Source organism: Escherichia sp. GZ89, from assembly GCF_019366485.1.
GTDB classification, from domain to species: Bacteria; Pseudomonadota; Gammaproteobacteria; order Enterobacterales; family Enterobacteriaceae; genus Escherichia; species Escherichia fergusonii.
On sequence record NZ_JAEOHX010000002.1, the window covers coordinates 373,719 to 400,312 of the forward strand.

At 47.9% G+C, this 26,594-nt stretch carries 30 protein-coding genes; 10 read left to right on the forward strand and 20 right to left on the reverse strand.

What is annotated here, in order from left to right; translation table 11 throughout:
* The first annotated feature begins 3 nt into the window (after positions 1-3).
* The 5 genes from trmB to K0335_RS06135 all read left to right on the forward strand — a co-directional run bounded on the left by trmB (position 4) and on the right by K0335_RS06135 (position 4,174).
* Positions 4-723: a tRNA (guanosine(46)-N7)-methyltransferase TrmB gene (gene trmB / locus K0335_RS06115; protein ID WP_000786911.1), complete on the forward strand. Its 720-nt coding sequence runs from the start codon at positions 4-6 to the stop codon at positions 721-723.
* Entirely contained in the window at positions 723-1,049 is a 327-nt protein-coding gene (locus K0335_RS06120) for a YggL family protein (protein ID WP_104920308.1), read from the forward strand. Before trmB ends, K0335_RS06120 begins: the two co-directional genes overlap by 1 nt.
* A gap of 52 nt (positions 1,050-1,101) precedes the next feature.
* Positions 1,102-1,821 carry a DUF2884 domain-containing protein gene (locus K0335_RS06125; RefSeq protein ID WP_160193705.1) on the forward strand — a complete coding sequence of 240 codons (720 nt, stop codon included), beginning with the start codon at positions 1,102-1,104 and terminating at the stop codon, positions 1,819-1,821.
* Positions 1,822-2,006: 185 nt separating this feature from the next.
* Positions 2,007-3,053, forward strand: a complete 1,047-nt coding sequence (gene ansB / locus K0335_RS06130; protein ID WP_000394143.1) for an L-asparaginase 2 — start codon at positions 2,007-2,009, stop codon at positions 3,051-3,053.
* Positions 3,054-3,169: 116 nt separating this feature from the next.
* The gene (locus tag K0335_RS06135) at positions 3,170-4,174 is read left to right on the forward strand and encodes a DUF1202 family protein (RefSeq protein ID WP_181199298.1); all 1,005 of its coding nucleotides are present in this window, start codon (positions 3,170-3,172) and stop codon (positions 4,172-4,174) included.
* Positions 4,175-4,277: 103 nt separating this feature from the next.
* Here K0335_RS06135 and K0335_RS06140 read toward each other — a convergent pair whose 3' ends face one another.
* From K0335_RS06140 to yggS, 8 genes are all read right to left on the reverse strand, one after another.
* On the reverse strand, positions 4,278-5,579 hold the full coding sequence (locus tag K0335_RS06140) for a TRAP transporter large permease (RefSeq protein ID WP_219393769.1): 1,302 nt from the start codon (positions 5,577-5,579) through the stop codon (positions 4,278-4,280).
* Positions 5,579-6,082, reverse strand: a complete 504-nt coding sequence (locus K0335_RS06145; protein ID WP_000577031.1) for a TRAP transporter small permease — start codon at positions 6,080-6,082, stop codon at positions 5,579-5,581. The genes K0335_RS06140 and K0335_RS06145 overlap by 1 nt, the downstream gene beginning before the upstream one ends.
* 44 nt (positions 6,083-6,126) lie before the next feature.
* Positions 6,127-7,113 carry a TRAP transporter substrate-binding protein gene (locus K0335_RS06150; RefSeq protein ID WP_000783993.1) on the reverse strand — a complete coding sequence of 329 codons (987 nt, stop codon included), beginning with the start codon at positions 7,111-7,113 and terminating at the stop codon, positions 6,127-6,129.
* Between the two features lie 313 nt (positions 7,114-7,426).
* Positions 7,427-8,563: a radical SAM family heme chaperone HemW gene (hemW, locus tag K0335_RS06155; RefSeq protein WP_000239970.1), complete on the reverse strand. Its 1,137-nt coding sequence runs from the start codon at positions 8,561-8,563 to the stop codon at positions 7,427-7,429.
* Positions 8,556-9,149 carry an XTP/dITP diphosphatase gene (locus tag K0335_RS06160; protein WP_001174747.1) on the reverse strand — a complete coding sequence of 198 codons (594 nt, stop codon included), beginning with the start codon at positions 9,147-9,149 and terminating at the stop codon, positions 8,556-8,558. The genes hemW and K0335_RS06160 overlap by 8 nt, the downstream gene beginning before the upstream one ends.
* 7 nt (positions 9,150-9,156) lie before the next feature.
* Positions 9,157-9,447: a DUF167 family protein YggU gene (yggU, locus tag K0335_RS06165; protein ID WP_001277222.1), complete on the reverse strand. Its 291-nt coding sequence runs from the start codon at positions 9,445-9,447 to the stop codon at positions 9,157-9,159.
* Positions 9,444-10,010, reverse strand: a complete 567-nt coding sequence (gene yggT / locus K0335_RS06170; RefSeq protein WP_001094831.1) for an osmotic shock tolerance protein YggT — start codon at positions 10,008-10,010, stop codon at positions 9,444-9,446. The genes yggU and yggT overlap by 4 nt, the downstream gene beginning before the upstream one ends.
* A 17-nt stretch (positions 10,011-10,027) precedes the next feature.
* The gene (gene yggS, locus K0335_RS06175) at positions 10,028-10,732 is read right to left on the reverse strand and encodes a pyridoxal phosphate homeostasis protein (RefSeq protein WP_000997795.1); all 705 of its coding nucleotides are present in this window, start codon (positions 10,730-10,732) and stop codon (positions 10,028-10,030) included.
* 17 nt (positions 10,733-10,749) lie between these two features.
* On the opposite strand from yggS, the gene K0335_RS06180 reads away from it, so the two are divergent.
* Entirely contained in the window at positions 10,750-11,730 is a 981-nt protein-coding gene (locus K0335_RS06180; protein WP_072048899.1) for a PilT/PilU family type 4a pilus ATPase, read from the forward strand.
* Between the two features lie 114 nt (positions 11,731-11,844).
* On the opposite strand, the gene ruvX is transcribed toward K0335_RS06180, so the two are convergent.
* From ruvX to metK, 8 genes are all read right to left on the reverse strand, one after another.
* Complete coding sequence (gene ruvX / locus K0335_RS06185; protein WP_000017111.1) at positions 11,845-12,261, reverse strand: Holliday junction resolvase RuvX; 417 nt, start codon at positions 12,259-12,261, stop codon at positions 11,845-11,847.
* Positions 12,261-12,824 carry a YqgE/AlgH family protein gene (locus K0335_RS06190; protein WP_002431379.1) on the reverse strand — a complete coding sequence of 188 codons (564 nt, stop codon included), beginning with the start codon at positions 12,822-12,824 and terminating at the stop codon, positions 12,261-12,263. Before K0335_RS06190 ends, ruvX begins: the two co-directional genes overlap by 1 nt.
* 108 nt (positions 12,825-12,932) lie before the next feature.
* Positions 12,933-13,883, reverse strand: a complete 951-nt coding sequence (gene gshB, locus K0335_RS06195; protein ID WP_000593298.1) for a glutathione synthase — start codon at positions 13,881-13,883, stop codon at positions 12,933-12,935.
* 12 nt (positions 13,884-13,895) lie between these two features.
* Positions 13,896-14,627, reverse strand: a complete 732-nt coding sequence (gene rsmE / locus K0335_RS06200; protein ID WP_219393770.1) for a 16S rRNA (uracil(1498)-N(3))-methyltransferase — start codon at positions 14,625-14,627, stop codon at positions 13,896-13,898.
* 79 nt (positions 14,628-14,706) lie between these two features.
* Complete coding sequence (gene endA, locus K0335_RS06205) at positions 14,707-15,414, reverse strand: deoxyribonuclease I (protein ID WP_104920303.1); 708 nt, start codon at positions 15,412-15,414, stop codon at positions 14,707-14,709.
* Positions 15,415-15,508: 94 nt separating this feature from the next.
* A complete protein-coding gene (locus tag K0335_RS06210; RefSeq protein ID WP_104917519.1) occupies positions 15,509-16,006 on the reverse strand; it encodes a SprT family zinc-dependent metalloprotease in 498 nt (165 codons plus the stop codon).
* 76 nt (positions 16,007-16,082) lie between these two features.
* Positions 16,083-17,477 carry a galactose/proton symporter gene (gene galP / locus K0335_RS06215; protein WP_001352953.1) on the reverse strand — a complete coding sequence of 465 codons (1,395 nt, stop codon included), beginning with the start codon at positions 17,475-17,477 and terminating at the stop codon, positions 16,083-16,085.
* A gap of 435 nt (positions 17,478-17,912) precedes the next feature.
* Positions 17,913-19,067 (reverse strand): methionine adenosyltransferase, encoded by a 1,155-nt coding sequence (gene metK / locus K0335_RS06220; protein ID WP_001062131.1) that lies wholly within the window; start codon positions 19,065-19,067, stop codon positions 17,913-17,915.
* A 417-nt stretch (positions 19,068-19,484) separates the two neighbouring features.
* On the opposite strand from metK, the gene K0335_RS22610 reads away from it, so the two are divergent.
* The 3 genes from K0335_RS22610 to speA all read left to right on the forward strand — a co-directional run bounded on the left by K0335_RS22610 (position 19,485) and on the right by speA (position 21,838).
* Positions 19,485-19,628 (forward strand): hypothetical protein, encoded by a 144-nt coding sequence (locus K0335_RS22610; RefSeq protein WP_269446566.1) that lies wholly within the window; start codon positions 19,485-19,487, stop codon positions 19,626-19,628.
* A 93-nt stretch (positions 19,629-19,721) separates the two neighbouring features.
* Positions 19,722-19,853: an acid stress response protein YqgB gene (gene yqgB / locus K0335_RS06230; RefSeq protein ID WP_000729003.1), complete on the forward strand. Its 132-nt coding sequence runs from the start codon at positions 19,722-19,724 to the stop codon at positions 19,851-19,853.
* 8 nt (positions 19,854-19,861) lie between these two features.
* Positions 19,862-21,838 carry a biosynthetic arginine decarboxylase gene (gene speA, locus K0335_RS06235; protein WP_002431382.1) on the forward strand — a complete coding sequence of 659 codons (1,977 nt, stop codon included), beginning with the start codon at positions 19,862-19,864 and terminating at the stop codon, positions 21,836-21,838.
* 43 nt (positions 21,839-21,881) lie between these two features.
* Here the strand turns inward: speA and K0335_RS06240 are convergent, their stop codons facing one another.
* From K0335_RS06240 to K0335_RS06255, 4 genes are all read right to left on the reverse strand, one after another.
* Positions 21,882-23,159, reverse strand: coding sequence for a TRAP transporter large permease subunit (locus K0335_RS06240; protein WP_001196216.1), 1,278 nt, complete (start codon positions 23,157-23,159; stop codon positions 21,882-21,884).
* A complete protein-coding gene (locus K0335_RS06245) occupies positions 23,159-23,683 on the reverse strand; it encodes a TRAP transporter small permease (protein WP_104920302.1) in 525 nt (174 codons plus the stop codon). The genes K0335_RS06240 and K0335_RS06245 overlap by 1 nt, the downstream gene beginning before the upstream one ends.
* Positions 23,684-23,741: 58 nt before the next feature.
* Positions 23,742-24,764 carry a DctP family TRAP transporter solute-binding subunit gene (locus tag K0335_RS06250; protein ID WP_219393771.1) on the reverse strand — a complete coding sequence of 341 codons (1,023 nt, stop codon included), beginning with the start codon at positions 24,762-24,764 and terminating at the stop codon, positions 23,742-23,744.
* 77 nt (positions 24,765-24,841) lie between these two features.
* Positions 24,842-25,609: an SDR family oxidoreductase gene (locus K0335_RS06255; RefSeq protein WP_000546457.1), complete on the reverse strand. Its 768-nt coding sequence runs from the start codon at positions 25,607-25,609 to the stop codon at positions 24,842-24,844.
* Between the two features lie 187 nt (positions 25,610-25,796).
* Here K0335_RS06255 and K0335_RS06260 point away from each other — a divergent pair, with 187 nt between their 5' ends.
* Positions 25,797-26,522: a FadR/GntR family transcriptional regulator gene (locus K0335_RS06260; RefSeq protein ID WP_000773633.1), complete on the forward strand. Its 726-nt coding sequence runs from the start codon at positions 25,797-25,799 to the stop codon at positions 26,520-26,522.
* The last annotated feature ends 72 nt before the right edge of the window (positions 26,523-26,594 follow it).

Consider the following 26,594-nt stretch of genomic DNA (forward strand, 5'->3'; position numbering starts at 1 on the left):
TTTATGAAAAACGACGTCATCTCACCGGAATTTGATGAAAACGGCCGCCCACTGCGCCGTATCCGTAGTTTTGTGCGCCGCCAGGGGCGACTGACCAAAGGCCAGGAACATGCGCTGGAAAACTACTGGCCGGTGATGGGCGTTGAGTTCAGCGAAGATATGCTGGATTTCCCTGCGCTTTTTGGCCGTGAAGCGCCAGTGACGCTTGAGATTGGTTTCGGCATGGGGGCGTCGCTGGTGGCAATGGCCAAAGATCGCCCCGAGCAGGACTTCCTTGGCATTGAAGTGCATTCACCGGGCGTTGGTGCGTGCCTGGCTTCTGCGCATGAAGAAGGTTTAAGCAACCTGCGCGTGATGTGTCATGATGCGGTTGAAGTGCTGCACAAAATGATTCCTGACAATTCATTGCGCATGGTGCAGCTCTTTTTCCCTGACCCGTGGCACAAAGCGCGCCATAATAAACGCCGTATCGTTCAGGTGCCATTTGCCGAACTGGTAAAAAGCAAACTGCAACTGGGTGGCGTATTCCATATGGCGACCGACTGGGAACCTTATGCGGAACATATGCTTGAAGTGATGTCTTCTATTGACGGTTATAAAAACCTGTCAGAGAGCAATGATTACGTACCGCGTCCGGCATCACGTCCGGTGACGAAATTTGAACAACGTGGTCATCGTCTTGGTCACGGAGTATGGGACTTAATGTTCGAGAGGGTGAAATAATGGCAAAGAACCGTAGCCGTCGTCTGCGTAAAAAAATGCACATCGACGAATTCCAGGAATTAGGATTTTCGGTGGCATGGCGATTCCCGGAAGGTACATCGGAAGAACAGATTGATAAAACCGTTGATGACTTTATTAACGAGGTTATCGAACCGAACAAACTGGCCTTTGACGGCAGCGGATATCTGGCCTGGGAAGGTCTGATCTGCATGCAGGAAATCGGCAAATGCACCGAAGAACATCAGGCGGTTGTGCGTAAGTGGCTGGAAGAGCGCAAACTGGATGAGGTACGCACCAGCGAACTTTTCGACGTTTGGTGGGACTAATAAAGCATACGGGCCAGCAGATGCTGGCCTAATTTTTTCTTGAGGGAAGACTATGATGCGCAAACTGCTGCTGGCGGCAGCACTTTCAGTAACGGCAATGGTCGCTCATGCCGACTACCAGTGCAGCGTCACACCGAGTGACGATGTGATCCTTAGCCCAAAAACCGTGCAGGTGACGGGCGAAAACGGCAATCTGGTGATTACCCCGGACGGCAACGTAATGTTCAATGGCAAGCAGTATTCACTGAATGCCGCACAACGTGAACAGGCGCAAGATTATCAAACAGAACTACGTAGCACATTGCCGTGGATTGATGAAGGCGCGAAAAGCCGCGTCGAGAAAGCCCGTGTCGCGCTGGATAAAATTATCGTTCAGGAAATGGGCGAAAACAGCAAAATGCGCAGCCGTCTGACCAAACTTGATGCGCAATTAAAAGAGCAAATGAACCGCATTATTGAAACGCGCAGCGATGGCCTGACGTTCCACTATAAAGCCATTGATCAAGTTCGTGCCGAAGGCCAGCAGTTAGTAAATCAGGCGATGGGCGGAATTTTACAGGACAGCATTAACGAAATGGGGGCGAAAGCGGTGCTGAAAAGCGGCGGTAACCCATTACAAAATGTGCTGGGCGGACTCGGCGGTCTACAAACGTCAATTCAGGATGAATGGAAAAAGCAGGAAAAAGACTTCCAGCAGTTTGGTAAAGATGTCTGTAACCGCGTGATTTCTCTCGAAGACAGCCGCAAAGCGCTGGTAAGTACCCTAAAATAATCTCTTCTTTCTTTTTCTAACGGCACGGTATTTGCGGTGCCGTTTTTGCATTTTCAGTATTTTTGTTAACCGAATCAGATTTTCGAAATTAGAAAAGTATATTTGTTCAGTAAATTGCTTTACATCAAATCATTCATCCCGTGAATTTCAATAATGCCTTTGATTCACGTAACTGGAGGAATGAAATGGAGTTTTTCAAAAAGACGGCACTTGCCGCACTGGTTATGGGGTTTAGCAGCGCAGCACTGGCTCTGCCAAATATCACTATCCTGGCGACCGGAGGAACGATTGCCGGTGGTGGTGACTCCGCAACCAAATCTAACTACACAGCAGGTAAAGTTGGCGTAGAAAATTTGGTTAATGCGGTGCCGCAACTAAAAGACATTGCGAATGTTAAAGGTGAGCAGGTCGTTAATATCGGCTCCCAGGACATGAACGATGATGTCTGGCTGACACTGGCGAAAAAAATTAACACCGACTGTGATAAGACCGACGGCTTCGTCATTACCCACGGCACCGACACGATGGAAGAAACCGCTTACTTCCTCGACCTGACGGTGAAATGCGACAAACCGGTGGTGATGGTCGGCGCAATGCGTCCTTCCACTTCCATGAGCGCAGACGGTCCATTCAACCTGTATAACGCGGTAGTGACCGCAGCAGATAAAGCCTCCGCCAACCGTGGCGTTCTGGTGGTGATGAACGACACCGTGCTGGATGGTCGCGATGTCACTAAAACCAACACCACCGACGTAGCGACCTTCAAATCTGTTAACTATGGTCCGCTGGGTTACATTCACAACGGTAAGATTGACTATCAGCGTACCCCGGCGCGTAAGCATACTGGCGACACACCGTTCGATGTCTCTAAGCTGAATGAACTGCCGAAAGTCGGTATTGTTTATAACTACGCTAACGCGTCTGATCTTCCGGCTAAAGCACTGGTGGACGCGGGCTATGACGGCATCGTAAGTGCTGGTGTGGGTAACGGTAACTTGTATAAAACCGTGTTTGATACCCTGGCAACCGCCGCGAAAAACGGCACTGCGGTAGTGCGTTCTTCTCGCGTACCAACGGGCGCAACCACTCAGGATGCCGAAGTGGATGATGCGAAATACGGCTTCGTCGCTTCTGGCACGCTGAACCCGCAAAAAGCGCGTGTTCTGCTGCAACTGGCTCTGACGCAAACCAAAGATCCGCAGCAGATCCAGCAGATCTTCAATCAGTACTAATCACCTCGCCCCGGCATCTTGCCGGGGTATTTACACTTCAGACTCACGTCCATTGCTAATTGTTAATTCACTAATGATAATCACCGGAATAAATTATTCCACGGGAGGATTTTCGGGTGAAAAGGCAATGGATTGTAGGCACGACTTTGTTTGTGTTGATGTCGGGGTACGTTTGGGCAGAAGCAGTACCGCCTGATGAGAAGACGTTAAAGATGCAGTTCAATGACGATTTTGCGGGCATTATGCGTCTCGACCAAATATCCCTGAAACCGGTAAGTTCCGAAGGCAACCAGTCAACCTGGTCTGCTGAAGGGGATATGTCGGCAACGGAAGATTTGTATGTTATGGCGGGAATGGCCGCTGATTATCGTTTTATGGAAAAAACCTGGGTTAAAGACCAATCGGTGAAATTTTCCGCGATGATCAAAGCCAAAGGAACGCCAGATTCAGGGTGGACTACTGAATTTTTCTCTATGCAAACGGCGGCTAAAAATATGGGCTACCCGTTGCCCAAGCCCGATGAAAAAATAAAATATCTGATCACTACCGACAGCAATTTTTATGCGCAACTGGCAAAAGTTGAAGCTGGCTATGGCGAGATGAAAGATAAGATCGAACGCTCAAAAGAGCAGGAAAAGGAACTTCAGAAACAATACGATGATGTCGGTGAAAAGATCAAAACTTTCTGGGGCAAGGATGCAAAAGGAGAACAACGCACCCGTTACAATGTACAGCAGGAAATGCTGCAGAAAATGTATGAAGCCGATCGGCAAAACGATCCGCTGAAATTTGAAAATAACTATTATGAAACTGTTTATTCCCCTGCGCTTGCGGCTTGTCAGGCAAAATCAGACTGTGATGCCGCGCCATTACGCGCCGAGCGTGATGCGGTTGTAGCGGAGAAGAAACGTTATTACGTCACTCAGCACCAGTTGATGCTTGAGAAAATAAAAACGGACATGGCTGAGCTGGATAAAAAAGTGAAACCACTCAGTGATAAACAAACCGCATTGAATCACGAAAGAATTAAACTTGCCTATGCCAGTGAAGATCTGCAAGCTGAGTATGACCGCTGGAACAATGATATTACCGAATTACGTCGTCGGGGCGTGATTAAATAATTGTTGCATATCATTGCCGGATAAATACGTTTTATCCGGCAATGAGTAATTTCCGTCGTACATCACGTCGCATAGTCTGCAACATAAATTATTCAGGGCTTATTTACATTAATCCCAATAACTGTGGAACAAACAAAGAAATTTGCGGGATATAAGTGATCATCATCAACGCGATTAACAATGCGGCATAAAATGGCAGCAATGGTTTGATCAAATGTTGAATCTTCACACCAGAGATAGAACAACCAACAAATAGCGCACTACCCACCGGCGGTGTTAACAGCCCAATACAAAGGTTGGCCACCATCATAATACCGAAATGTACCGGGTCCATTCCCAGCTCTTGTGCAATCGGCAAGAAGATTGGTGTGAAGATTAGTACAGCCGGTGTCATGTCCATAAAGATACCGACAATTAATAAGACGATATTAATTAGCAGCAATATGATCAGTGGGTTATCAGAAATCCCCATCAACGCGTCGCTGATCATATAAGGAATATCAGCATTAGTCATTGCCCAGGATATGCCCACGGAAAAACCGATCAACAGTAATACAATCGAAGTGGTAACAACCGATTCCAGAATCAGTTTGGGTAAATCGCGCCATTTTACTTCCCGGTAAATCAGCACCGAGAGAATAAATGTGTAGACAACGGCAATCGCAGACGCTTCAGTTGCGGTAAAAATGCCGCCCAGAATGCCGCCCATTACAATGAACACCAGAAGCAAACTTGGTAAGGCATCCAGAAACGCTTTACATGCCTGGGCAAGGGTTGCTCTTTCTGAAAGTGGGTAACCACGGCGTTTAGCAATAACGCCGCAGACTATCATTACCGCGAGACCCATTAAGAGCCCTGGCAAATATCCCGCCATAAATAACGATGCTACAGAAACGCCGCCAGCTGTCAGGGAAAACACGATTAACACGTTTGAGGGCGGTATCAGTAATCCAGTAATACAGGATGAGACGTTTACAGCGGTAGAAAATGCCGGATCATAACCTTCTTTGGTCTGAATGGGATTAAGTGTGCCACCAACGGCAGCAGCAGCCGCAACGGCTGAACCGGAAATAGAACCAAACATCATATTCGCCAGGACGTTCACATGACCAAGTGAACCAGGAACGCGGCCAACCATTACCTGGGCGAGGTTAATCAAACGTATCGCAATACCGCCGCTGTTCATCAGCGTTCCGGCAAAGATGAAAAAGGGGATTGCCAACAGGGCAAAGTTATCCAGTCCATTAGCCAGTCGCTGCGAAACAGTAATTGCCGCGATATCCCAGGGAAACATCAATAGCATTGAAGTTACAGTCGCAATACCGATTGAGAACGAAATGGGCACACCAATGAAGACAAGTACAAAAAAACAGCCAAACAGTGTAAGCACGATATAACTATCCATTAACTGGCCTCCTGCGCATGTTGTTTCAGTTGTTGAATACTTTGATTAATAAAACACAAGGCATAAAACATCATCACCGCTCCACTTAATGGCAGAATGATATATACGTATCCCATCGGTATTTGCATCGCGGCAGATACTTGCGATGTTGCCAGCGTTTTATCAATTAATTTCAGGCCGCCAGTCACAATGACCGAACCGGCAAAGCCTAAAATGAGAAAGTTAATGACTATATTAAGAAGTAATTGTTTGCGCTTATTCAGGGCGAGAGCAAATAAATCAATAGAGAGATGTCTCTGCGCGCCGACGGTATATGCAGCACCTAATAATCCTACCCAGATCATCAAAAAGCGTGCCAGCTCATCGGTTAATGTACTTGGCTGGTTAAGTACGTAGCGGCTAAATACTTGCCAGACTACGCATACAACAAGAGCAAGCATGACGGCGACAGAAAACGCGGCAATGACGCGGTCTACCGCAAGTTTCAGGCGGTTAAATATCATTGTAAGCATCCTGGAAAATCAGGGCCAGAGACTGGCCCGGAATATTATTGAGCAGCGTTGTCGAATTTCTCTAACAAAGCAGCTTGTTTTGGATCTTTTTTGAAGTCGTCAAACAGAGGCTGAACTGCGGCACGGAATGGGGCTTTATCAACCTTAACGATTTCACCACCCATGGCTTTCGCCTGAGCACGAGTGTCAGCGTCGATTTTTTCCCACAACTTTTGTTGATAAGCTTCGGATTTCTTCGCCGCTGTTTCGATAATTTGCTGCTGTTCCGGGGTTAATTTATTCCATGTTTTGGTGGAGATAACCAAAAAGTCCGGAATTGAGGCGTGTTCATCTTCAGAAAAGACTTTGGCAATTTCGATATGCCGAGTCTGCACCCAGGAAGGCACGTTATTTTCTGCGCCATCTACTACACCTTGCTGCATCGCAGTATAAACTTCGCCAAATGAAATTGGAGTGGGGGAGCCACCCATCAGTTCAATCATTTTGATGGTGGTCGGGCTTGGCTGAACACGAATTTTCAGCCCTTTAAGATCTTCTGGCTTAGTAATCGGTTTTTTCGCATAGAAACTGCGAGTACCCGCTACATAAGCTGATAAAGCAAAAAAGCCTTTATCTTTTGTTGAATCCATAATTTCTTTACCAACTTCACCAAAAACAACTTTGTTGAAGTGCGCCTGATCTTTAAATAAGAACGGCAAATTATAGATAGCATAAATATTATCAAAAGACTCCAGATCACTGGCTGAACCCTTGGTCATATCCAGTGCGCCATTTTGCAACAACTCCATGGTTTCTCGCGCGTTACCCATTTGGCTACTGGGATAAATGCGGATCACCATATTACCTTTTGACAGCTGTTTTACCTCTTTCGCCAGCTCTTCAAAACTCTGATGCACAACATGACTTCTTTCCAGGTTGTGTGCTAACTTTAACGTCACTTTTTCTGCGGCGTTTACGCCAGTGCTAAGCAGAGCCAGCAAGGATGCGCAGACTAATGAGCGGGTAAATGACCTCATCTTCATATAAAAACTCTCTGTTGAAGGATGGAAATTGGTTGATATCTAATTGTGTTTATCAGTGCTTTGTGCGACAAATTGGTTAACCTGTCTGACAACTTGTCTATGTTTATCACAATTTGAAATAAAGTCAGAAATTAAATATTAATTTTGTGCGCTATGTTGTACATGTTTATAATCAATAAATGATTAGTAAATATTCATTAAATATATATAATAAATATCGTCGATATTTATTCAGTAAGAAATATATTTTTGCCGAAGTTAATTAACGGGGGGATAAAAGAAGTGATTAATGCGCCCGCAGGCGCATTAATGATTACTCAGCGAGGAATAATTCAAGAAGTGAGTTTAAGAATAATTTACCGTGCTCGGTTATCTGCCAGTAATCCGCACATTCTGTGAGATAACCCTGAGCGATAGCCTCGTCTAACTGTGGGCGAATCACATCTTCGCAAAGCCCGGTATACGCACTAAACTCTGCGCGTGGTGCGGCCTCCAGCAAGCGAAAGCGGTTCATAAAGAACTCAAACGGCTTATCTGTGGCTTCGACATCACGCAGGCTTTCCAGATAACGCCCCTGCATAAAACCACGCGGGTGCCGCGTTTTGGTGGTGCGCAGAATGCGCCCATCCGGGAAGGTGACTTTGCCGTGCGCCCCGCAGCCGATGCCGATGTAGTCGCCAAATCGCCAGTAGTTGAGATTGTGCTGGCACTGATAACCCGGTTTGGCGTAAGCGGAGGTTTCATATTGCTGATAACCCGCAGCCGTTAATAACTGATGCCCTTGCTCGAAGATATCCCACAATGCATCGTCGTCCGGCAGTACAGGAGGGCGTGAGCCAAACAACGTATTAGGTTCGATGGTCAGTTGATACCAGGAAAGATGCGGCGGATTCAGTTCAATGGCCTGGCGTAGATCGCCAAGCGCCTCTTCCAGTGATTGATCCGGCAGCCCATGCATCAAATCAAGGTTAAAACTACGCAGCCCCAGCCCGCTTGCCAGATTTGCCGCCCGTTTCGCTTCTTGCGGGCCATGAATACGTCCAAGTCGTTTTAGCTTTTCTTCACTAAAACTCTGCACACCAATAGAGATGCGGTTTACACCAGCACGCTGATAATCGACAAAGCGATCGGCTTCTACCGTGCCTGGGTTCGCTTCCATAGTAATTTCTGCATCCGCTGCCAGCGGCAAACGCGCACGCACGCCGTCCAGCAGCGTTTGCATCGCCGGGCCGGAAAGCAGGCTCGGCGTGCCACCGCCAATAAAGATTGTCTGCACTTCACGGCCCTGAGCGTAAGCCACATCGTTGTCCAGATCGTTAAGCAGGTGCTGAACATAATCGTCGTGCGGCACTTCTCCTTTCAACGCGTGAGAGTTGAAATCGCAGTACGGACATTTCTGCACGCACCACGGGATGTGAATGTAGAGACTCAGCGGCGGTAATTTAACCATTTCGTAAAGCGTCCAACAGCAGTTTCAATGCCTGACCACGGTGGGAAATGGCGCTCTTTTCTTCGCGGGTCAGTTCGGCAGCAGTTTTACCTTCGGAAGGCACGAAGAAGATTGGATCATAACCAAAGCCGCCAGTACCCGCCGGTTCACGAGTAATCACGCCCGGCCAGCTACCGTGGCACACCAGCGGAGTCGGATCTTCCGCGTGGCGCAGATATACCAGCACGCAGTGGAAACGCGCTTGACGTTGGTCGTCCGGTACGTCTTTCAGAGTTTCCAGCAGTTTTTGCAGATTCTTTTGATCGGTCGCGTCTTCACCGGAATAACGTGCGGAGTAAATCCCAGGCGCGCCGCCAAGCACATCTACCGCCAGACCAGAGTCGTCGGCAATTGCTGGTAAACCGGTCACTTTTGCCGCGTGTCGTGCTTTCAGAATCGCGTTTTCGATAAAGGTCAGGCCGGTTTCTTCGGCAGAATCTACGCCGAGGTCTGTTTGGGCCACGATATCAAGACCGAAGTCGCTAAGCAGCGACGCCAGCTCACGCACTTTACCGGCATTGCCGGTTGCGAGGACAACTTTTTGCATAGGATACCTAATTAATTAACGCCGCGATTTCTGGCGGGATTTGTTGCGGATTAATGATTTTAATTTGTTTGTGTCGGCCAAGTTCGCCTTTTTCAATTACCACCTGGCTTTTGGCTACCCGGAATTGTTTACCGAGAAATTTCACCAGATGGCTGTTGGCCTGGCCGTCAACCGGCGGCGCGGTAATGGCGACTTTTACTTCGTCGCCATGTAAACCGACAATAGAATCACGGCTGGCTTTCGGCTGAATATAAAGCCGTAAAACCAGACCGTCATCGTTAACTGTTACGGCACTCATAACGCCATCCACAGCCCCGGTAGCAGCATGTTTCCGGTCGCCTGCAGTACTTCTGCGACACCCATATTAATGACATACAGCAGCAGAACGAGGATCATCGGCGAGAAATCAATCCCACCCATTGCTGGCAGCAGGCGGCGAATCGGGCGCAGCAGTGGATCGGCAAGCTGGATCAGGACGTATTCAATCGGGCTACGACCCTGGCTTACCCAGCTCATAATCGCCATCACCAGCAGGACCCAGAAAATCAACAGGCCGATGGTTTTCAGCAAAATCAGTAAACCAGCAATCCAGATGATCGGCAGGAAAGTCACGACTTTAAACAGCACGATGGCTTTGATAAAACTGAGAATATAGGCAACCAGCAGCGAGGCGCTGTCAATCGGTCCCATTGCCGGAATAACGCGGCGCAGTGGCCCGATAATCGGCTGCGTCACCTTCACCACAAACTGTGAGAAGGGGTTATAAAAATCACAATGAGCCCACTGCATCCAGATGCGTAATAACAGCACCATGGTATACAGCTCAATGACCGTTGAAAGCAGGAAAGTCAACGTATTCATGGCGTTCCTTTAATTCCTTATTTTTTAGAGTAATCACGCGCACCAAAAATTGCAGTGCCGATACGAACCATCGTGCTACCTGCCGCAATGGCGGCTTCCATATCGTCCGACATTCCCAGAGAGAGCGTGTCGATATGCGGGTAGCGCGTTTTCAGTCCGGCAAATGCTACAGCCATTTGGCGTGCAACTTCAAACTGCCTTACATATTCTGACTCAGGCGCAGGGATCGCCATCAGCCCGCGTAGACGTAAACGCGGTAGTTCAGCGACCGCAGCTGCCAGCTCGTCCAGTTCAGCCAGTTGAATCCCGGACTTACTGTTTTCATCACTAATATTAATTTGAATCAGTACGTTAAGAGGGGGGAGTTCTGCCGGGCGCTGGTCGTTCAGGCGGGTGGCGATGCGCAAACGGTCGATGGTATGACACCAGTCGAAATGTTCTGCCACCAGGCGGCTTTTATTAGACTGCAACGGGCCAATAAAATGCCATTCTAATCCTGTTACGCCCAGTTCCTGAAAGTGGCGAATTTTATCTACCCCTTCCTGAACGTAGTTTTCACCAAATTGACGCTGCCCGGCATCAATGGCTTCTGCGATGGCGCTCGCGGGTTTTGTTTTACTGACTGCAAGCAGCGTAATTTCTTCTGGAGAACGGCCGCAACGCGTTGCAGCCGCTGAGATTTTGTCCCGGACCTGTGCCAGGTTATGCGCAATATCGTTCATTTTCCGAGGATCTTAGTATGAATATGGAAGAAATTGTGGCCCTTAGTGTAAAGCATAATGTCTCGGATCTACACCTGTGCAGCGCCTGGCCCGCACGATGGCGTATTCGCGGGAGAATGGAAGCTGCGCCGTTTGATGCGCCGGACGTGGAAGAGCTACTGCGGGAGTGGCTGGATGACGATCAGCGGGCAATATTGCTGGAGAATGGTCAGTTGGATTTTGCCGTGTCGCTGGCGGAAAAACAGCGATTGCGCGGCAGTGCGTTCGCGCAACGGCAAGGCATTTCTCTGGCGTTACGGCTGTTGCCTTCGCACTGCCCGCAGCTCGAACAGCTTGGCGCACCACCGATATTGCCGGAATTACTCAAGAGCGAGAATGGCCTGATTCTGGTAACGGGGGCGACGGGAAGTGGAAAATCTACCACGCTGGCAGCGATGGTTGGTTATCTCAATCAACATGCTGATGCGCATATTCTGACGCTGGAAGATCCTGTGGAATATCTCTATGCCAGCCAGCGGTGTTTGATCCAGCAGCGGGAGATTGGTTTGCACTGTATGACGTTCGCATCGGGATTGCGTGCCGCATTGCGGGAAGATCCCGATGTGATATTGCTCGGAGAGCTGCGTGACAGCGAGACAATCCGTCTGGCGCTGACCGCGGCAGAAACCGGACATCTGGTGCTGGCGACCTTACATACACGCGGTGCCGCGCAGGCAGTTGAGCGACTGGTGGATTCATTTCCTGCGCAGGAAAAAGATCCCGTACGTAATCAACTGGCAGGTAGTTTACGGGCAGTGTTGTCACAAAAGCTGGAAGTGGATAAACAGGAAGGACGCGTGGCGCTGTTTGAATTGCTGATTAACACACCCGCGGTGGGGAATTTGATACGTGAAGGGAAAACCCACCAGTTACCGCATGTTATTCAAACTGGGCAGCAGGTGGGGATGTTGACGTTTCAGCAGAGTTATCAGCAGCGGGTGGGGGAAGGGCGTTTGTGAGGCCAGGGCGGCTGAATAACATCGTAAATATGCCTGATGCGCTACGCTAATCAGGCTTACAAACATAGTCATTCACGCCGCATCCGGCAATAAGGAGCGATGATGTAAATCGCCTTAATATCCCTGCTCGAAATAACTTTCGAGAATGATAACCGCAGAGGCAGAGTCAACTTTGCCTTTATTTAGCGCCCGATAGCCGCCCTGTTCAAACAGACCGGATCGTGCTTCTACGGTGCTAAGACGCTCGTCATGGAGCTTTACTTCAACACCGAAACGACCATGAATACGATTGGCAAATTTACGCGCTCTGGCGGTTAACGGCTGTTCGGTGCCGTCCATATTCAGCGGCAAACCGACGATAATTTCGTCAGGCTGCCACTCTTTCAGTAAACGTTCGATAAGGTTCCAGTCCGGCGTACCGTCCTGTGCTTTAATTGCAGGCAAAGGGCGAGCGGTGCCGGTAATGCGTTGGCCGACCGCTACGCCAATGCTTTTGGTGCCGAAGTCGAAGGCGAGTAAGGTTCCACTCATCAGGCATGCCCCGCAACGCCAGGCATGGTGAGAATATCAACACCAATCAGTTTTGCTGCATCGCGCCAGCGGTCAGCTATCGGCGTTTTGAACAAAATATTCAGATCTGCAGGGGCGGTTAGCCATGCGTTATCGAGAATTTCTTGTTCAAGTTGGCCTTTCTCCCAGGAGGCGTAACCCAGCGCGACCAGAACATCGGCTGGCTGCTTAGGAGTGCCTATCGTTTCCAGAACATCGCGGGAAGTGGTCACCACAGTGTTATCAGAAATACGGATGCTGGAGGCAAAGCGTGACGGCGGGGTATGCAAAATAAACCCACGATCTTCTGCCAGCGGGCCACCAAGCATAACGGGCTTATCCAGACGAATGGCAGGATCGCGCGGTTCTGGCGTAATTTTTAACTTTTCCAGAATTCCTTCGATCTGCAGATTTTCCAGCGGCTTATTAATGATCAGCCCCATTGCGCCATCGGGATTATGCTCGCAAATGTAGACTACTGAGCGGCGGAAAAGCGGATCCTGGAGAGCAGGCATGGCAATAAGAAAGTGATGCTGTAAATTCATTGTCAGAGGTTCTGTTTCCTGGTTCAAAAAAGCAACAGCGCCCAGTATGCGGGGAAAGATGGGCGCTGTCACTCTTAGTCTTTATGGGCTCCGTCCCGCGGAGGTTATTTAAGATTTCTGCAAACGTGCTTCGATGGCATCCATTAACATTCCGGTGATCGATACCGGAAATTCCGCCTCGATCTCACGAACGCAAGTTGGGCTGGTGACATTAATTTCGGTCAGTCGATCACCAATGATATCCAGACCCACAAAGATTAGCCCTTTGGCTTTTAGCGTAGGGCCAACACGGCGGGCAATTTCCCAGTCGCTTTCCGTCAGTGGACGTGGTTCCCCGCGACCACCGGCAGCCAGGTTACCACGGGTTTCGCCGCCTTGTGGAATACGTGCCAGGCAGTATGGTACAGGTTCGCCATCCACCACCAGCACACGCTTGTCGCCATCTTTAATAGCTGGCAGGTAATTTTGTGCCATGCAGTAGCGGGTGCCGTGTTCGGTCAGCGTTTCGGCAATGACGCCGAGGTTTGGATCGCCTTCTTTCACGCGGAAAATCGACGCGCCGCCCATACCGTCCAGCGGCTTAAGAATGATATCGCTGTGTTTCTGCCAGAACGCTTTCAGCTGCGCTTTATTGCGCGTGACCAGCGTTTCTGGTGTTAAGTCAGAGAACCAGGCTGTGAACAGTTTTTCGTTACAATCGCGCAGGCTCTGCGGTTTGTTTACGATCAGCGTCCCTTTCTCTTCGGCACGCTCAAGAATATAGGTCGCGTAGATAAACTCGGTATCAAATGGCGGATCTTTACGCATTAGAATCACATCGAGATCGGCCAGCGGTAGATCCTGCTCACCCGTAAACTCGTACCATTTGTCGTAGTTTTGTTCGACGCTCAAAGTGCGCGTACGAGCACGTGCTTCACCGTTGATTAAGTAGAGATCAGCCATCTCCATATAGTGAAGTTCGTAACCACGACGCTGTGCTTCCAGCAACATAGCGAAACTGGAATCTTTCTTGATGTTGATGCTTGCGATGGGGTCCATCACGATGCCGAGCTTGATCATTATTCTTCTCCGTTAGCCCAAATCGCCAAAACGCACTTGTAGCGCGGTAATGGCGGTGAGCGCAGTTGTCTCAGTACGCAAAACGCGAGGTCCCAACAGGATATCAGTAAATTGATAGCGGGCAGTCATGGCAATTTCATCTGCCGATAAACCGCCTTCCGGGCCAATCAGCAGGCGGACGCGTTCAACCGGTAACGGCAACGTATTGATGCTGTTACTGGCGCGCGGGTGAAGATTCAGTTTCAGTCCTTCATCCTGCTCTGCACACCAGGTTTCCAGAACCATCGCTGGACGGATTTCTGGCACCCGGTTACGACCACACTGCTCACAGGCAGCAATTGCAATCTTCTGCCACTGCTGGAGCTTCTTGTTCAGACGTTCACTATCCAGTTTAACGCCGCAGCGCTCAGAAAAAAGTGGCGTAATGAGGCTTACACCGAGTTCGATCGATTTCTGGATAGTAAATTCCATTTTTTCACCACGCGACATCACCTGACCGAGGTGAATATGCAGCGGAGATTCGCGATCGTCGATCTGGCCTTCCAGCACCTTCACTTCCACGCTTTTTTTGCTGGCGCTGGTAATTTCGGCGTCAAAGACCTGGTTGCTACCGTCAAACAATTGCAACGCCTGTCCTGGCCCCATGCGCAGTACGCGCCCGATATGGTTGGCGGCATCTTCGCAAAGCGCGATGTGAGAATGGCTGGTCAGTGGTTCAGGATGATAAATGCGGGGGATACGCATAGTTAAAAATCCGCGTCGTCTCCCCACGCGGTTGTACGCGTGGGGTAGGGGTTAACAAAAAGAATCCCGCTAGTGTAGGTTAGCTCTTTCGCGCCTGGCAAGCGCGTTGCACATACGGGTTATGATTGCCCTGCACCTTCGCGATGCGTTCATCGCGCTCGCACTCCCAGTCGGTAACCGGATACATCTTGTCCCATGCGTTGAACAGCTGCGTTTGCTGGCGAGAGAGTGTCAGGTTGTATTGGTCACGCATATAGAAGTAGGTGCGCGCAATGGCACCGCGTGCACGTGCTGGTGGCTCGGCGACTTTTTCTTTGAAATCGACCTTCATAGCGCATTGACCATACTGGCCTTCGCCGCCATTCCACTGGCTGTACATAAAGTTGCCGCGATCGCCATTCACCTCACCGACTGACGGTTGCAGGTTATGCATATCGCTTTCCATCTTGCGATAAACCGGATCTTTGGCACAGTTTTTACGTCCACCGTCCTGCCAGCACTGGCGCTGGTGACCGAACTGCCAGGCGGGAACAACGTGTTCCCACTCTACGCGGCTGGCGCGGTTTTCATTTTTGCGCACCTGATAGCCGCACGATTGCAGATCGACAACGCCTTTTTTGCCCTGCCAGTCAATTTTACATCCGCAGTAAAACGTACCCGGCGCGTCAGCGTGGATTTTTACCGCCGCGGCTTTCGCCTGAGAAAAACTATTGATACCTTCGGCCAACGTCGGGCCGGAAAATGCTGCGCTCAGTACCACCGCAGCAATAGACAAATAACGGTACATCACTTACTCCGTGTTAAAACGAGCCAGCAACGTAGCGAAAGTTGTTTTGGTATGCAATCAGCCAGATCAGGAAAGTTCCTGATAGTTCAGGTGGTTATTTTGCAATCAGCTGTTCACCGCAATGAACACAGCGATAGACCGCCTCACCACGAACTACGCGATTATGACGGCGTACGGTAAGCTGATGTTCCTGGCACTTGCAGCGGTAGGGGAAGGTGTTGCGACGCACGGATTGCAGTTCAAACTGATGCGTACGACGGGCGGGAACGCCCAGCACACTTTCCATCATCCACTTCCACTCTTTGCCATGTGGCGCTACGCGGCCGAAATGTTTCCATACCAGCAAATGTGCCAGTTCGTGCGGCACCACTTCTTCAATAAAGGCTTCACTGTTTTCCAACAGCAAAACGGGATTGAGGCGAATTTCATAGCTATCCAGCCAGGCTGTTCCGGCGGAGGTTCCGCGCTGGGTGTAAGAAAGTTTTGGCTCCGGGTAGTTACGCCCCAGTTTCAGGTTGGCCTGGGCGAGCTTTTCCCGCAGGCGACGCATAACGGCCTGTTGGATGGCAATAGGGAGACGGGATGTTTTCATAGCGGCAGAGGATAGAGCGAAGAAAAGATGACTGCAAGAGGTGGCTTCCTCCACGACGGGAGGAAGCCTGATGAGATTAATCGTGAGCGCCGATTTCGCGCAGTTTACGACCTTTCATCAGATTACGTTCAATATGTTCCAGCGAAACGTGTTTGGTTTCCGGTACCAGCCACAGTGTCAGCAGAATAAACAGTACGTTCAGAGCCGCATACACCCAGAAGGTGTTGGCGTTACCCAGCGTGTTGAGCATGGTCAGGAACGTTGCGCCAACGATCATGTTGGCAATCCAGTTGGTGGCGGTGGAGCAGGTGATGCCAAAATCGCGGCCTTTCAGCGGCTGAATTTCGGAGCACAGTACCCAAATCAGCGGACCGGCACTCATGGCAAAGCCGACAATAAACATCAGCAGCATGGCGATAGCGAAATACTGCGCCGACGGAGAGTGGATACCGATATGCATCATTGTACCGAGTATGCCCATGCCAGCAGCCATCACCAGGAAGCCCAGCGTTAGCGTTGGTTTACGTCCCCAGCGGTCAACAAGGCCTATTGCGATAAAGGTGGCGAGTACGTTGGTGAGACCGACGATCACTGTCCCCCACATTTGCTCGGTGGTGTTGGTATAACCCGCCAGTTCGAAGATTTTCGGCGCGTAATACATAATGACGTTCATCCCGGTGAATTGCTGCATTACCTGCAACAGTACGCCAAGGAACACCGCGCGGCGGAAGTTGCTGTTCTCTTTAAACAGCGCCCAGCCACTCTGTTTAACCTGCAAACTTTCACGGATTTCATCCAGTTCGCGTTTCGCTTCCGCACTGGTGTCGCGCAGGCGCAGCAGCACGCGCTCGGCATCAACAAAACGGCGTTTGGCGGCAAACCAACGTGGGCTGTCTGGCAGGAAGAAGACACCAATCAGCAGCAAAATTGCCGGGATGATAATCACACCCAGCATCCAGCGCCATGCACCAGTGTAGCTGAAGGCGGTATCAGAAAGATAAGCACCGAGGATCCCGATAGTGATCATCAACTGATACATCGAGATCATACTGCCGCGAATTTTTTCCGGGGCAATTTCAGAGAGGTACAGCGGCGCGGTATAAGAGGCCACACCCACCGCCAGCCCCAGCAGAACGCGGGAAAGAATCAGTACTTCAACGTTTGGCGCAGCCGCAGAGAACAGTGAACCGGCAACAAACAGAATTGCGCCGATCATCAGGCTCTTTTTGCGCCCGAGTTTAAAGGAGAGCCAGCCGCTACCCACCGCACCGACTGCCGCACCGAACATCATGGAGCTTACGACCCATTCTTGTGTGTGCGAAGTAATCTGGAATTCATCAGCAATAAACGGCAGTGCGCCAGCAATTACACCGATATCCAGGCCAAAGAGTAATCCCGCCAGAGCGGCAAGGAAGCAGACGAAAAACGTCATTGCCTTGTTTGACCGCCCCTGTTTTTTAGCGTCAGGCATGATGCCCTCCAATATGGGTTATTTATTTTGTTGATGTAAAGGATAAGTGAGTAGTGCGTAAAAAGATGCGAAGCACATCACGTTAGTGTAATCGCTTACACTAACATTCATTATGTTTATTATTTAACTTAATGAAAATTATCGATTTATATCATCATAGAACAAAGCAAATTGTCTTTACTTAAGACTTTACTGAAAATAAATGTAACGTTTGTGAAAACTCAATAATATTATGAAAATATTATCAATAGTTGAGTTGAATAGAAGGTGTAATCGGTTCCATCAAAAGTGGTGATTTTGATGCAAAGCACTTAGCGGCAGTTTATTGTCATCACGCAAGCGTCTTCTTGCCGGATGGATGAGGAAGCATTTTGGGGCTTACAAAAAGAAAAAGGCCAGCGCGAGGCTGGCCTTGAAGACGAAGGCGCTGGAGGATTATTTCAGTCCAGCAGCTTCACGCAGCAGCTGCGCTTTGTCGGTTTTTTCCCACGGGAAATGTTCGCGCCCAAAGTGACCATATGCTGCGGTTTCTTTGTAGATCGGGTGCAGCAGATCCAGCATCTGAATCAGACCGTATGGGCGCAGGTCGAAGAACTCACGTACCAACAGAGTCAGTTGTTCAGAAGGCACTTTCTCGGTACCGAAAGTTTCTACCATGATGGAGGTCGGTTCAGCCACGCCAATTGCGTAGGAAACCTGAATTTCACAACGATCGGCCAGGCCAGCAGCAACGATGTTTTTCGCTACATAACGTGCTGCGTATGCTGCGGAACGGTCCACTTTTGATGGATCTTTACCAGAGAACGCACCGCCACCGTGACGTGCCATGCCGCCGTAGGTATCAACGATAATTTTACGACCAGTCAGACCGCAGTCACCCATCGGGCCGCCAATAACAAAACGTCCGGTCGGGTTGATGAAGAACTTGGTTGCGGAAGTCAGCCATTCTGCGGGCAGAATCGGCTTGATGATCTCTTCCATTACCGCTTCTTGCAGCGATTTCTGGTCGATCTCTTCAGAGTGCTGGGTGGAAAGTACTACAGCATCGATGCCAACGATTTTGCCGTCGTCATACTGGAAAGTCACCTGGCTTTTCGCGTCCGGGCGCAGCCACGGCAGAGTGCCGTTTTTACGTACTTCAGCCTGACGCTGAACCAGACGGTGTGCATAGGTGATAGGTGCTGGCATCAGCACGTCGGTTTCATTGGTTGCGTAGCCAAACATCAGACCCTGGTCGCCCGCGCCCTGTTCCAGCGGATCGGCACGGTCAACGCCCTGGTTGATGTCAGGAGACTGTTTGCCGATAGCGCTCAGAACCGCACAGGAGTTAGCGTCAAAGCCCATGTCGGAATGTACATAGCCAATTTCGCGAACGGTGTTACGGGTGATCTCTTCGATGTCTACCCAGGCGCTGGTGGTGATTTCACCGCCAACTAAAACCATGCCGGTTTTTACGTAGGTTTCGCAAGCAACGCGTGCTTTCGGATCCTGTTCGAGGATCGCGTCTAAAACGGCATCAGAGATTTGGTCAGCAATTTTGTCAGGATGCCCTTCAGAGACGGACTCGGACGTAAAAAGGTGTTTTGCCATATTTAATATCACCTAAAGAGAATTTGGTTAGCTCAAACTGTTGTGTGGATTTTCTGTAGTAGCGGATCCTACCACGACTCTGCAGGTTAAAAACACTGGCAGTCTGAGTGTTAATCGGTATGGATGGATTAACATCTGGATGGCTATTTTAGGTTACTTCTTCACCCAATTTCCAGTTTTTTTTGAATCGGGTCTCATTCCGCTAAAAACGTAGCTGAAAATATTTCTTGTTGCCGCTGACAAAGTGGGCATTTATGTTTTGCATTTTTCTTATCATGACGGTATAAAACGCGGCGCGCGGCTTAAATAAAAAGCACACGACGAAGTTCATCGTGTCGCCACTTCCAGCCGGGTTGAAATAGGTGTTTTGGCTTGTGGGTTCGTCTTTCGGGGCGGCCGTGGAGGTGATACGAGATAATGAACCGTTGTTTTCTGCTTAATCTGCCGCACCATTCTGGTGTAGATATGTTCCCCGCACTCTGCATCTCTGCTTTGCATACCTGCCGATGTTATACCCATCTCGGCGCTTCTCAGGACTCCAGGGCCGGTAACGGTAACTAAGAGCTGAACAAGGGCGCTCTTGTAAAAACAAGAGTTTTCTCGTGGTTTCGCCGAATCTGTCATTCTCAGTTCGGTTAAGTGCTTTAAATCATTATGAAAAAGAAACCGATTGCGCAGTCGGAACACCAGCATACGCTGCTGGAAAATCCGTATGCTTATGGGTTGTTATCGCAGTTTCAGGCTGCGATAGTGGTTAACTGTTTTACACTTAATAAAATAATTTGAGGTTCGCTATGTCTGACGACATGTCTATGAGTTTGCCTTCGTCAGCGGGCGAACACGGTGTACTACGCTCCATGCAGGAGGTTGCAATGAGCTCCCAGGAAGCCAGCAAGATGCTGCGTACTTACAATATTGCCTGGTGGGGCAATAACTACTATGACGTTAACGAGCTGGGCCACATTAGCGTGTGCCCGGACCCGGACGTCCCGGAAGCTCGCGTCGATCTCGCGCAGTTAGTGAAAACTCGTGAAGCACAGGGTCAGCGTCTGCCTGCACTGTTCTGTTTCCCACAGATCCTGCAACACCGTTTGCGTTCCATTAACGCCGCGTTCAAACGTGCGCGGGAATCCTACGGCTATAACGGCGATTACTTCCTCGTTTATCCGATCAAAGTTAACCAGCACCGCCGCGTGATTGAGTCCCTGATTCATTCGGGCGAACCACTGGGCCTGGAAGCCGGTTCCAAAGCTGAGTTGATGGCGGTACTGGCGCATGCTGGCATGACCCGTAGCGTCATCGTCTGCAACGGTTATAAAGACCGCGAATATATCCGCCTGGCATTAATTGGCGAGAAGATGGGCCATAAGGTCTATCTGGTCATTGAGAAGATGTCAGAAATTGCCATTGTGCTGGATGAAGCAGAACGTCTGAATGTCGTTCCTCGTCTGGGCGTGCGCGCGCGTCTGGCGTCTCAAGGTTCTGGCAAATGGCAGTCTTCTGGCGGGGAAAAATCGAAGTTCGGCCTGGCGGCGACTCAGGTACTGCAACTGGTTGAAACCCTGCGTGAAGCCGGGCGTCTCGACAGCCTGCAATTGTTGCACTTCCACCTTGGTTCGCAGATGGCGAATATTCGCGATATCGCCACGGGCGTTCGTGAATCCGCGCGTTTCTATGTTGAGCTGCACAAACTGGGCGTCAATATTCAGTGCTTTGATGTCGGCGGCGGTCTGGGTGTGGACTATGAAGGTACTCGTTCGCAGTCCGACTGTTCAGTGAACTACGGCCTCAATGAATACGCCAACAACATCATCTGGGCGATTGGTGATGCGTGTGAAGAAAATGGTCTGCCGCATCCGACGGTAATCACCGAATCGGGTCGTGCGGTGACTGCGCATCACACCGTGCTGGTGTCTAATATCATCGGTGTGGAACGTAACGAATACACGGTGCCGACCGCGCCAGCAGAAGACGCGCCGCGCGCATTGCAAAGTATGTGGGAAACCTGGCAGGAGATGCACGAACCGGGAACTCGCCGTTCTCTGCGTGAATGGTTACACGACAGCCAGATGGATCTGCACGACATTCATATCGGCTACTCTTCCGGCACCTTTAGCCTGCAAGAACGCGCATGGGCTGAGCAGCTTTATTTGAGCATGTGCCATGAAGTGCAAAAGCAGCTGGATCCGCAAAACCGCGCGCATCGCCCGATTATCGACGAATTGCAGGAACGTATGGCGGATAAAATGTACGTCAACTTCTCGCTGTTCCAGTCGATGCCGGACGCATGGGGGATCGACCAGTTGTTCCCGGTTCTGCCGCTGGAAGGGCTGAATCAAGTTCCGGAGCGCCGCGCCGTGCTGCTGGATATTACCTGTGACTCTGACGGTGCTATCGATCACTATATCGATGGTGATGGTATTGCCACGACAATGCCAATGCCGGAGTACGATCCAGAGAATCCGCCGATGCTCGGTTTCTTTATGGTCGGCGCGTATCAGGAAATCCTCGGCAACATGCACAACCTGTTTGGTGATACCGAAGCGGTTGATGTGTTCGTCTTCCCTGATGGTAGCGTAGAAGTGGAACTGTCTGACGAAGGCGATACCGTGGCGGACATGCTGCAATATGTGCAGCTCGATCCGAAAACGCTGTTAACCCAGTTCCGTGATCAAGTGAAGAAAACCGATCTTGATGCTGAACTGCAACAACAGTTCCTGGAAGAGTTCGAGGCAGGTTTGTACGGTTATACTTATCTTGAAGATGAGTAATTAAAGCGATGGTTGGGTGTTTTATACAACACCCAACCTTTTCTCAGGTCATAAGGGCCAAAGGAAAGAGCACTAATTGCGGGAAGAGTACCAGTAAAATAAGGATTACCACGCATGTGAGTAAGAACGGCAAAATACCTTTGACCAGCTCATCCATACTTATCTTTCCAATACCACAAATTACATTTAATACTGTGCCTACTGGTGGTGTTATCAAACCAATGGACGTATTTATTACAAAAAGAACACCGAAATATACCGGATCTATTCCAGCCTGTTTAATCAAAGGTACAAGTACAGGTGTCATAACTAAAATTGTGGGTGTTAAATCCATTGCTGTACCGATGATAAATATCAGCAACATTAATGTTAATATTAACAAAGTTTGGTTATACATAACCGGCGCCAGCAGTTCCGTTAATTGTGCTGGAATATCTGCTGCTGCTATAAGCCATGCAGAAACCGATGCAGCAGCAACCAGGAACATAATAACAGCTGTTGTCTTAGCAGCATTGAGCATTAATCCATAAAGCGATCCTAAGTTTATGCCACGATAAATAAACACGCCGACAAATAATGAATAAGCAGCTGCTATCACTGCCGCTTCTGTTGGGGTAAATATACCAATCCTTAATCCACCAATGATAATAACAGGTAGCAACAGCGCCCAAAACCCTTCACGAGTCTTTTTCAGCCTCTCTCGTAATGTGCTCTTCGGACTTGTTTGTACATTTTCTGATTTAGCCAGTAATCGCCAGGTCAGGAGTAATCCTATCCCCATAATTATGCCTGGTACGATACCCGCGAGAAACAATTTGGTAATGGAAATTTGGCCTGTAACACCATACAAAATCATCGCTACTGATGGTGGAATTACTGGTGCAATTATTCCACCGGCTCCGATTAAACCTCCAGTCCGATTTAATTTATATCCAGCTTCACGCATCATCGGTAAGAGAATCGCCGCTAATGCAGCAGTATCAGCTGCAGCAGAACCGGAGAGCGAAGCCATAATAATGGCGGCAAAAACGGCGACATATCCCATTCCTCCTCGCACATGACCAACCCAGGTCATGGCAATACCAATAATTCGTTTGGTCATACCTCCGGCATTCATAAATTCACCCGCCAGCATGAAAAAAGGTACTGCCAGTAACGGGAAGTTATTAGCTCCATTCCACATATTTTGAGTAATAATTTGGATATCTGTCATATCCAAAAAATACATTAATGAAAGAGCGCAAATAATTAGTGAGAAAGCGATAGGTAAACCGATGAACATCGATAACAAAAGTGAACCAGCAAATATTAATAATGCCATTACTTACCCTCCCTTGAATATATGGATGAAAGCTTTTTAGTCCGGAAGAGAGAATTTTTTGTGAAAACAGATATGATGTTTATCAATGCACTAATAAAAATACAAATGCCGGTTAGCCATGAAATTCCGAAAATAAGAAACATATTAACATCTAAAACCGGTGAATATGTTGTTGACAGAATATCAGACTCAATCCAGGTACCGTAAATTAGCGTTATACTACATATCAACATAAGTACCTGTGAAGCTAATTGGCACATCTGTTGACCCAATACAGGCATTTTTTTAATAAAAAGGTCTACGCGAATATGGCTCTGATCTTTGATTGCTACCACAGCACCAATAAATATCATCCATACGAATAAGAAACGAGGTAATTCTTCGGCAATATCTATTCCACTGTTAAATATAAAACGCATCAATACATTGATAAGCACAAGAAGAAACATAATGCTGATACATATCACCATGATGGCTTCAAGGCTACCTATAAAAAACCTTGTGGCTTTTTCATGAATTTTCATTATGGGAACCTTTTTTGAGGATAGCGGGTATATAGTATTTCCCGCTATCCGGGTAATATTATTCAGCGAGTTTTTTCTTTACATCATAAAAATGCTTAATAGTATCTTCACCGACGGTTTTTTTATGTTTTTCTATAACAGATTGTACGGCTTGCTGAATTTTTGACAGTTCTCCTTCCTGTAAAGAGGAGACTATCATGCCATTTTTCTTAAGTTCATCAATAGCTCCTTTTTCTTGTTCAATTTCCTGTTGTCGTTGAAATATTTTATTGCCGTTGGCAACTTTCTGAATCACTTTTTTTTGTTTCTCAGTTAGCGAGTCAAACCATTTTTTAGACACAATCAAAGCAACAGGTGTATAAACATGGCCTGTCAGTGTCATATATTTTTCAACTTCATACATTTTATTCTGTAAAATATCGACAGAAGGATGTTCATGTCCATCAAGGGCGCCAGTTTCTAGTGCTGTAAATACCTCTGAATAAGCCATGGGTGAAGGGTTTATACCTAAACTTTTAAAGCTATCTATAGCAACCTGTGTTGGCATTACACGAATTTTTAAGCCCTTAAAACCTTCAAGTGTGGTTACTTCTCGTTTTATATTTGCAACATTACGAAAAGCGCCACCAGCCCATGTCAATCCTTTCAGGTTGATGCTATTAAGGTCTGTTAATAATTTATCGCCGAATTCGCTATCAAGTATTTTTGCTGCTTCCTCGTTAGAGGAGAAAAGAAATGGAAAGTCGAATATTTGAAATTGTTTCTGAAAACCTGCAAGTGGAGAAACGGCTCCCATATAGAGTTGCTGAACATTGCTACGTGTTGCCTGCAACATTTGCTGTTCAGATCCGAGGACAGCATTACCGTAAACAGTAATCTTAATTTCACCATCTGTTGCACTTTCAACATCTGCCGCAAATTTTTTCATGGCAATGGCTCTTGGATGTGCATCTGAAAATGAATGACCTAACTTTACTGCTTTGACTTCTGCATTAAGGGTTGTAGAAAAAAGGCTACAACTTGCTAATAATATCCCTAAACTTAGACTTTGAACGACAGAAGTAAATTCCTTTGCTTTCATATAAAGATCCTTTAGTAAATAATATGATTTGTATCTGCATTGTCATTTATGAGGTTAATGATCTGGTTTATAAGTTGTTATAATACCGCCAACCAACCACCATCGACATAAATAACTTGTCCATTGATATAGTCGGAAGCATTAGAGGACAGGAAAATGGCAGTTCCTACCAGTTCTTCTGGTTTTCCCCATCGTTCTGCTGGATTACTATTTTTCACCCATTTATCAAAATCAGCATTATTAATAAGCGCAGTATTCATATCAGTTAATATATATCCAGGGCCAATAGCATTTGCCTGAATATTAAATTTTGCCCATTCAGCAGCCATCGAACGGGTAAGCATTTTTACCCCGCCTTTTGCAGCCGTATAAGGAGAAACAGTGGGGCGGGCTGCTTCACTTGTTAAAGAGGCAATATTGATAATTTTGCCACCTGTATTGCGAGCTATCATGCGAGAGGCTACTGCCTTTGAAACCAGAAAAACACTGGTGAGATTTACATCAATAACTTTCTGCCAGTCTGCTAAAGCAAGATCTACTATCGACTGGCGGTACTGAATTCCCGCGTTATTAATAAGAATATCAATAGCGATATCTTGTTCATCTATTTGTTGAAATGCTTGTTCCACAGCTTTTTCATCTGCCACATTGAATACAATTCCTTGCGCAGACAAGCCCTTGCTCTGGAGTTGCTCAACAGCTTCTTGCAACACGGTGTCATTCAGGTCGTTTAGAATGACATGTGCACCAGCGTTGGCTAATCCCTCTGCATATGCAAATCCCAGACCGCGAGCGGAGCCTGTAATCAAAGCTATTTTTCCTGTCAGATCAAATAAATGATGCATTCTATTTTCCTTATCGATAGAAAAGTTTTAAAGGTAGGACGTCTGACAAGTTGCATAAAAACGATACATCATTAAGAATCTTGTTCAATAAAAGTACTTGTAAAATGTGTGGATAATCACAAAAAACTAAAATTTGAACTTGTAGGACATGTTATACTCATCATTATTTTATAAAGCCTGTTGAAATATGAAATTGAATAAATCCGTTAAAAATCATAATGTTGTATCTGTTTTATTTGAGGCTATGAAAGGTTATCTGCAAGATGGTAGCTGGAAAGCGGGTTACAAACTTCCTTCAGAAGCTCAACTTGCCACTCAATTTGGTGTAAGCAGGGTCAGCGTTCGAAGTGCAGTTCAAAAATTGCGTGATATGGGGGCTGTTATTACGTATCAGGGTAAAGGAACGTATGTAACTGATAATATAGATAAATATGGTATTGATGATTTACTCGCAAAACCTGCTATGCATCTTAGTGAAGCTGCGTTTCGCGATATGCTGGTTTTCCGGCAAACAGTGGAATTTAAGTGCATTGAACTCGCTGCACAGCACGCAGATGATGAAGATATCGCGACTCTCGAACGCCTGCTTGGACAAATGTTAATTAACAAAAACGACTATAAAAAGTACAGTAAAGCGGACTACGAATTCCATCTTGGCATTGTTAATGCAGCAAAAAACACTGTTTTTACTGCAGCAATGCATGCAATAAAAGACATATATTATCAATATCTTGAAGAGTTAAATCGTACTCTTGGTATCACTATTGAAAGCATTGATGCTCACTTGAATGTTTATCTGGCAATAAAAAACCGCGATCCGCAAGCTGCTGCCGAAATTCTTGATACGCATATGGCGAGCAATCTCAAAGTCATCCAAACCCTTAATGAAAAAAATAGTTGCCTGAGAAAATAATTCAGCTCATACTGCTTCATACCACTCGTAGGACAACTGACAGGTTGCGCGAATCGGTTAACTATAGTGGAA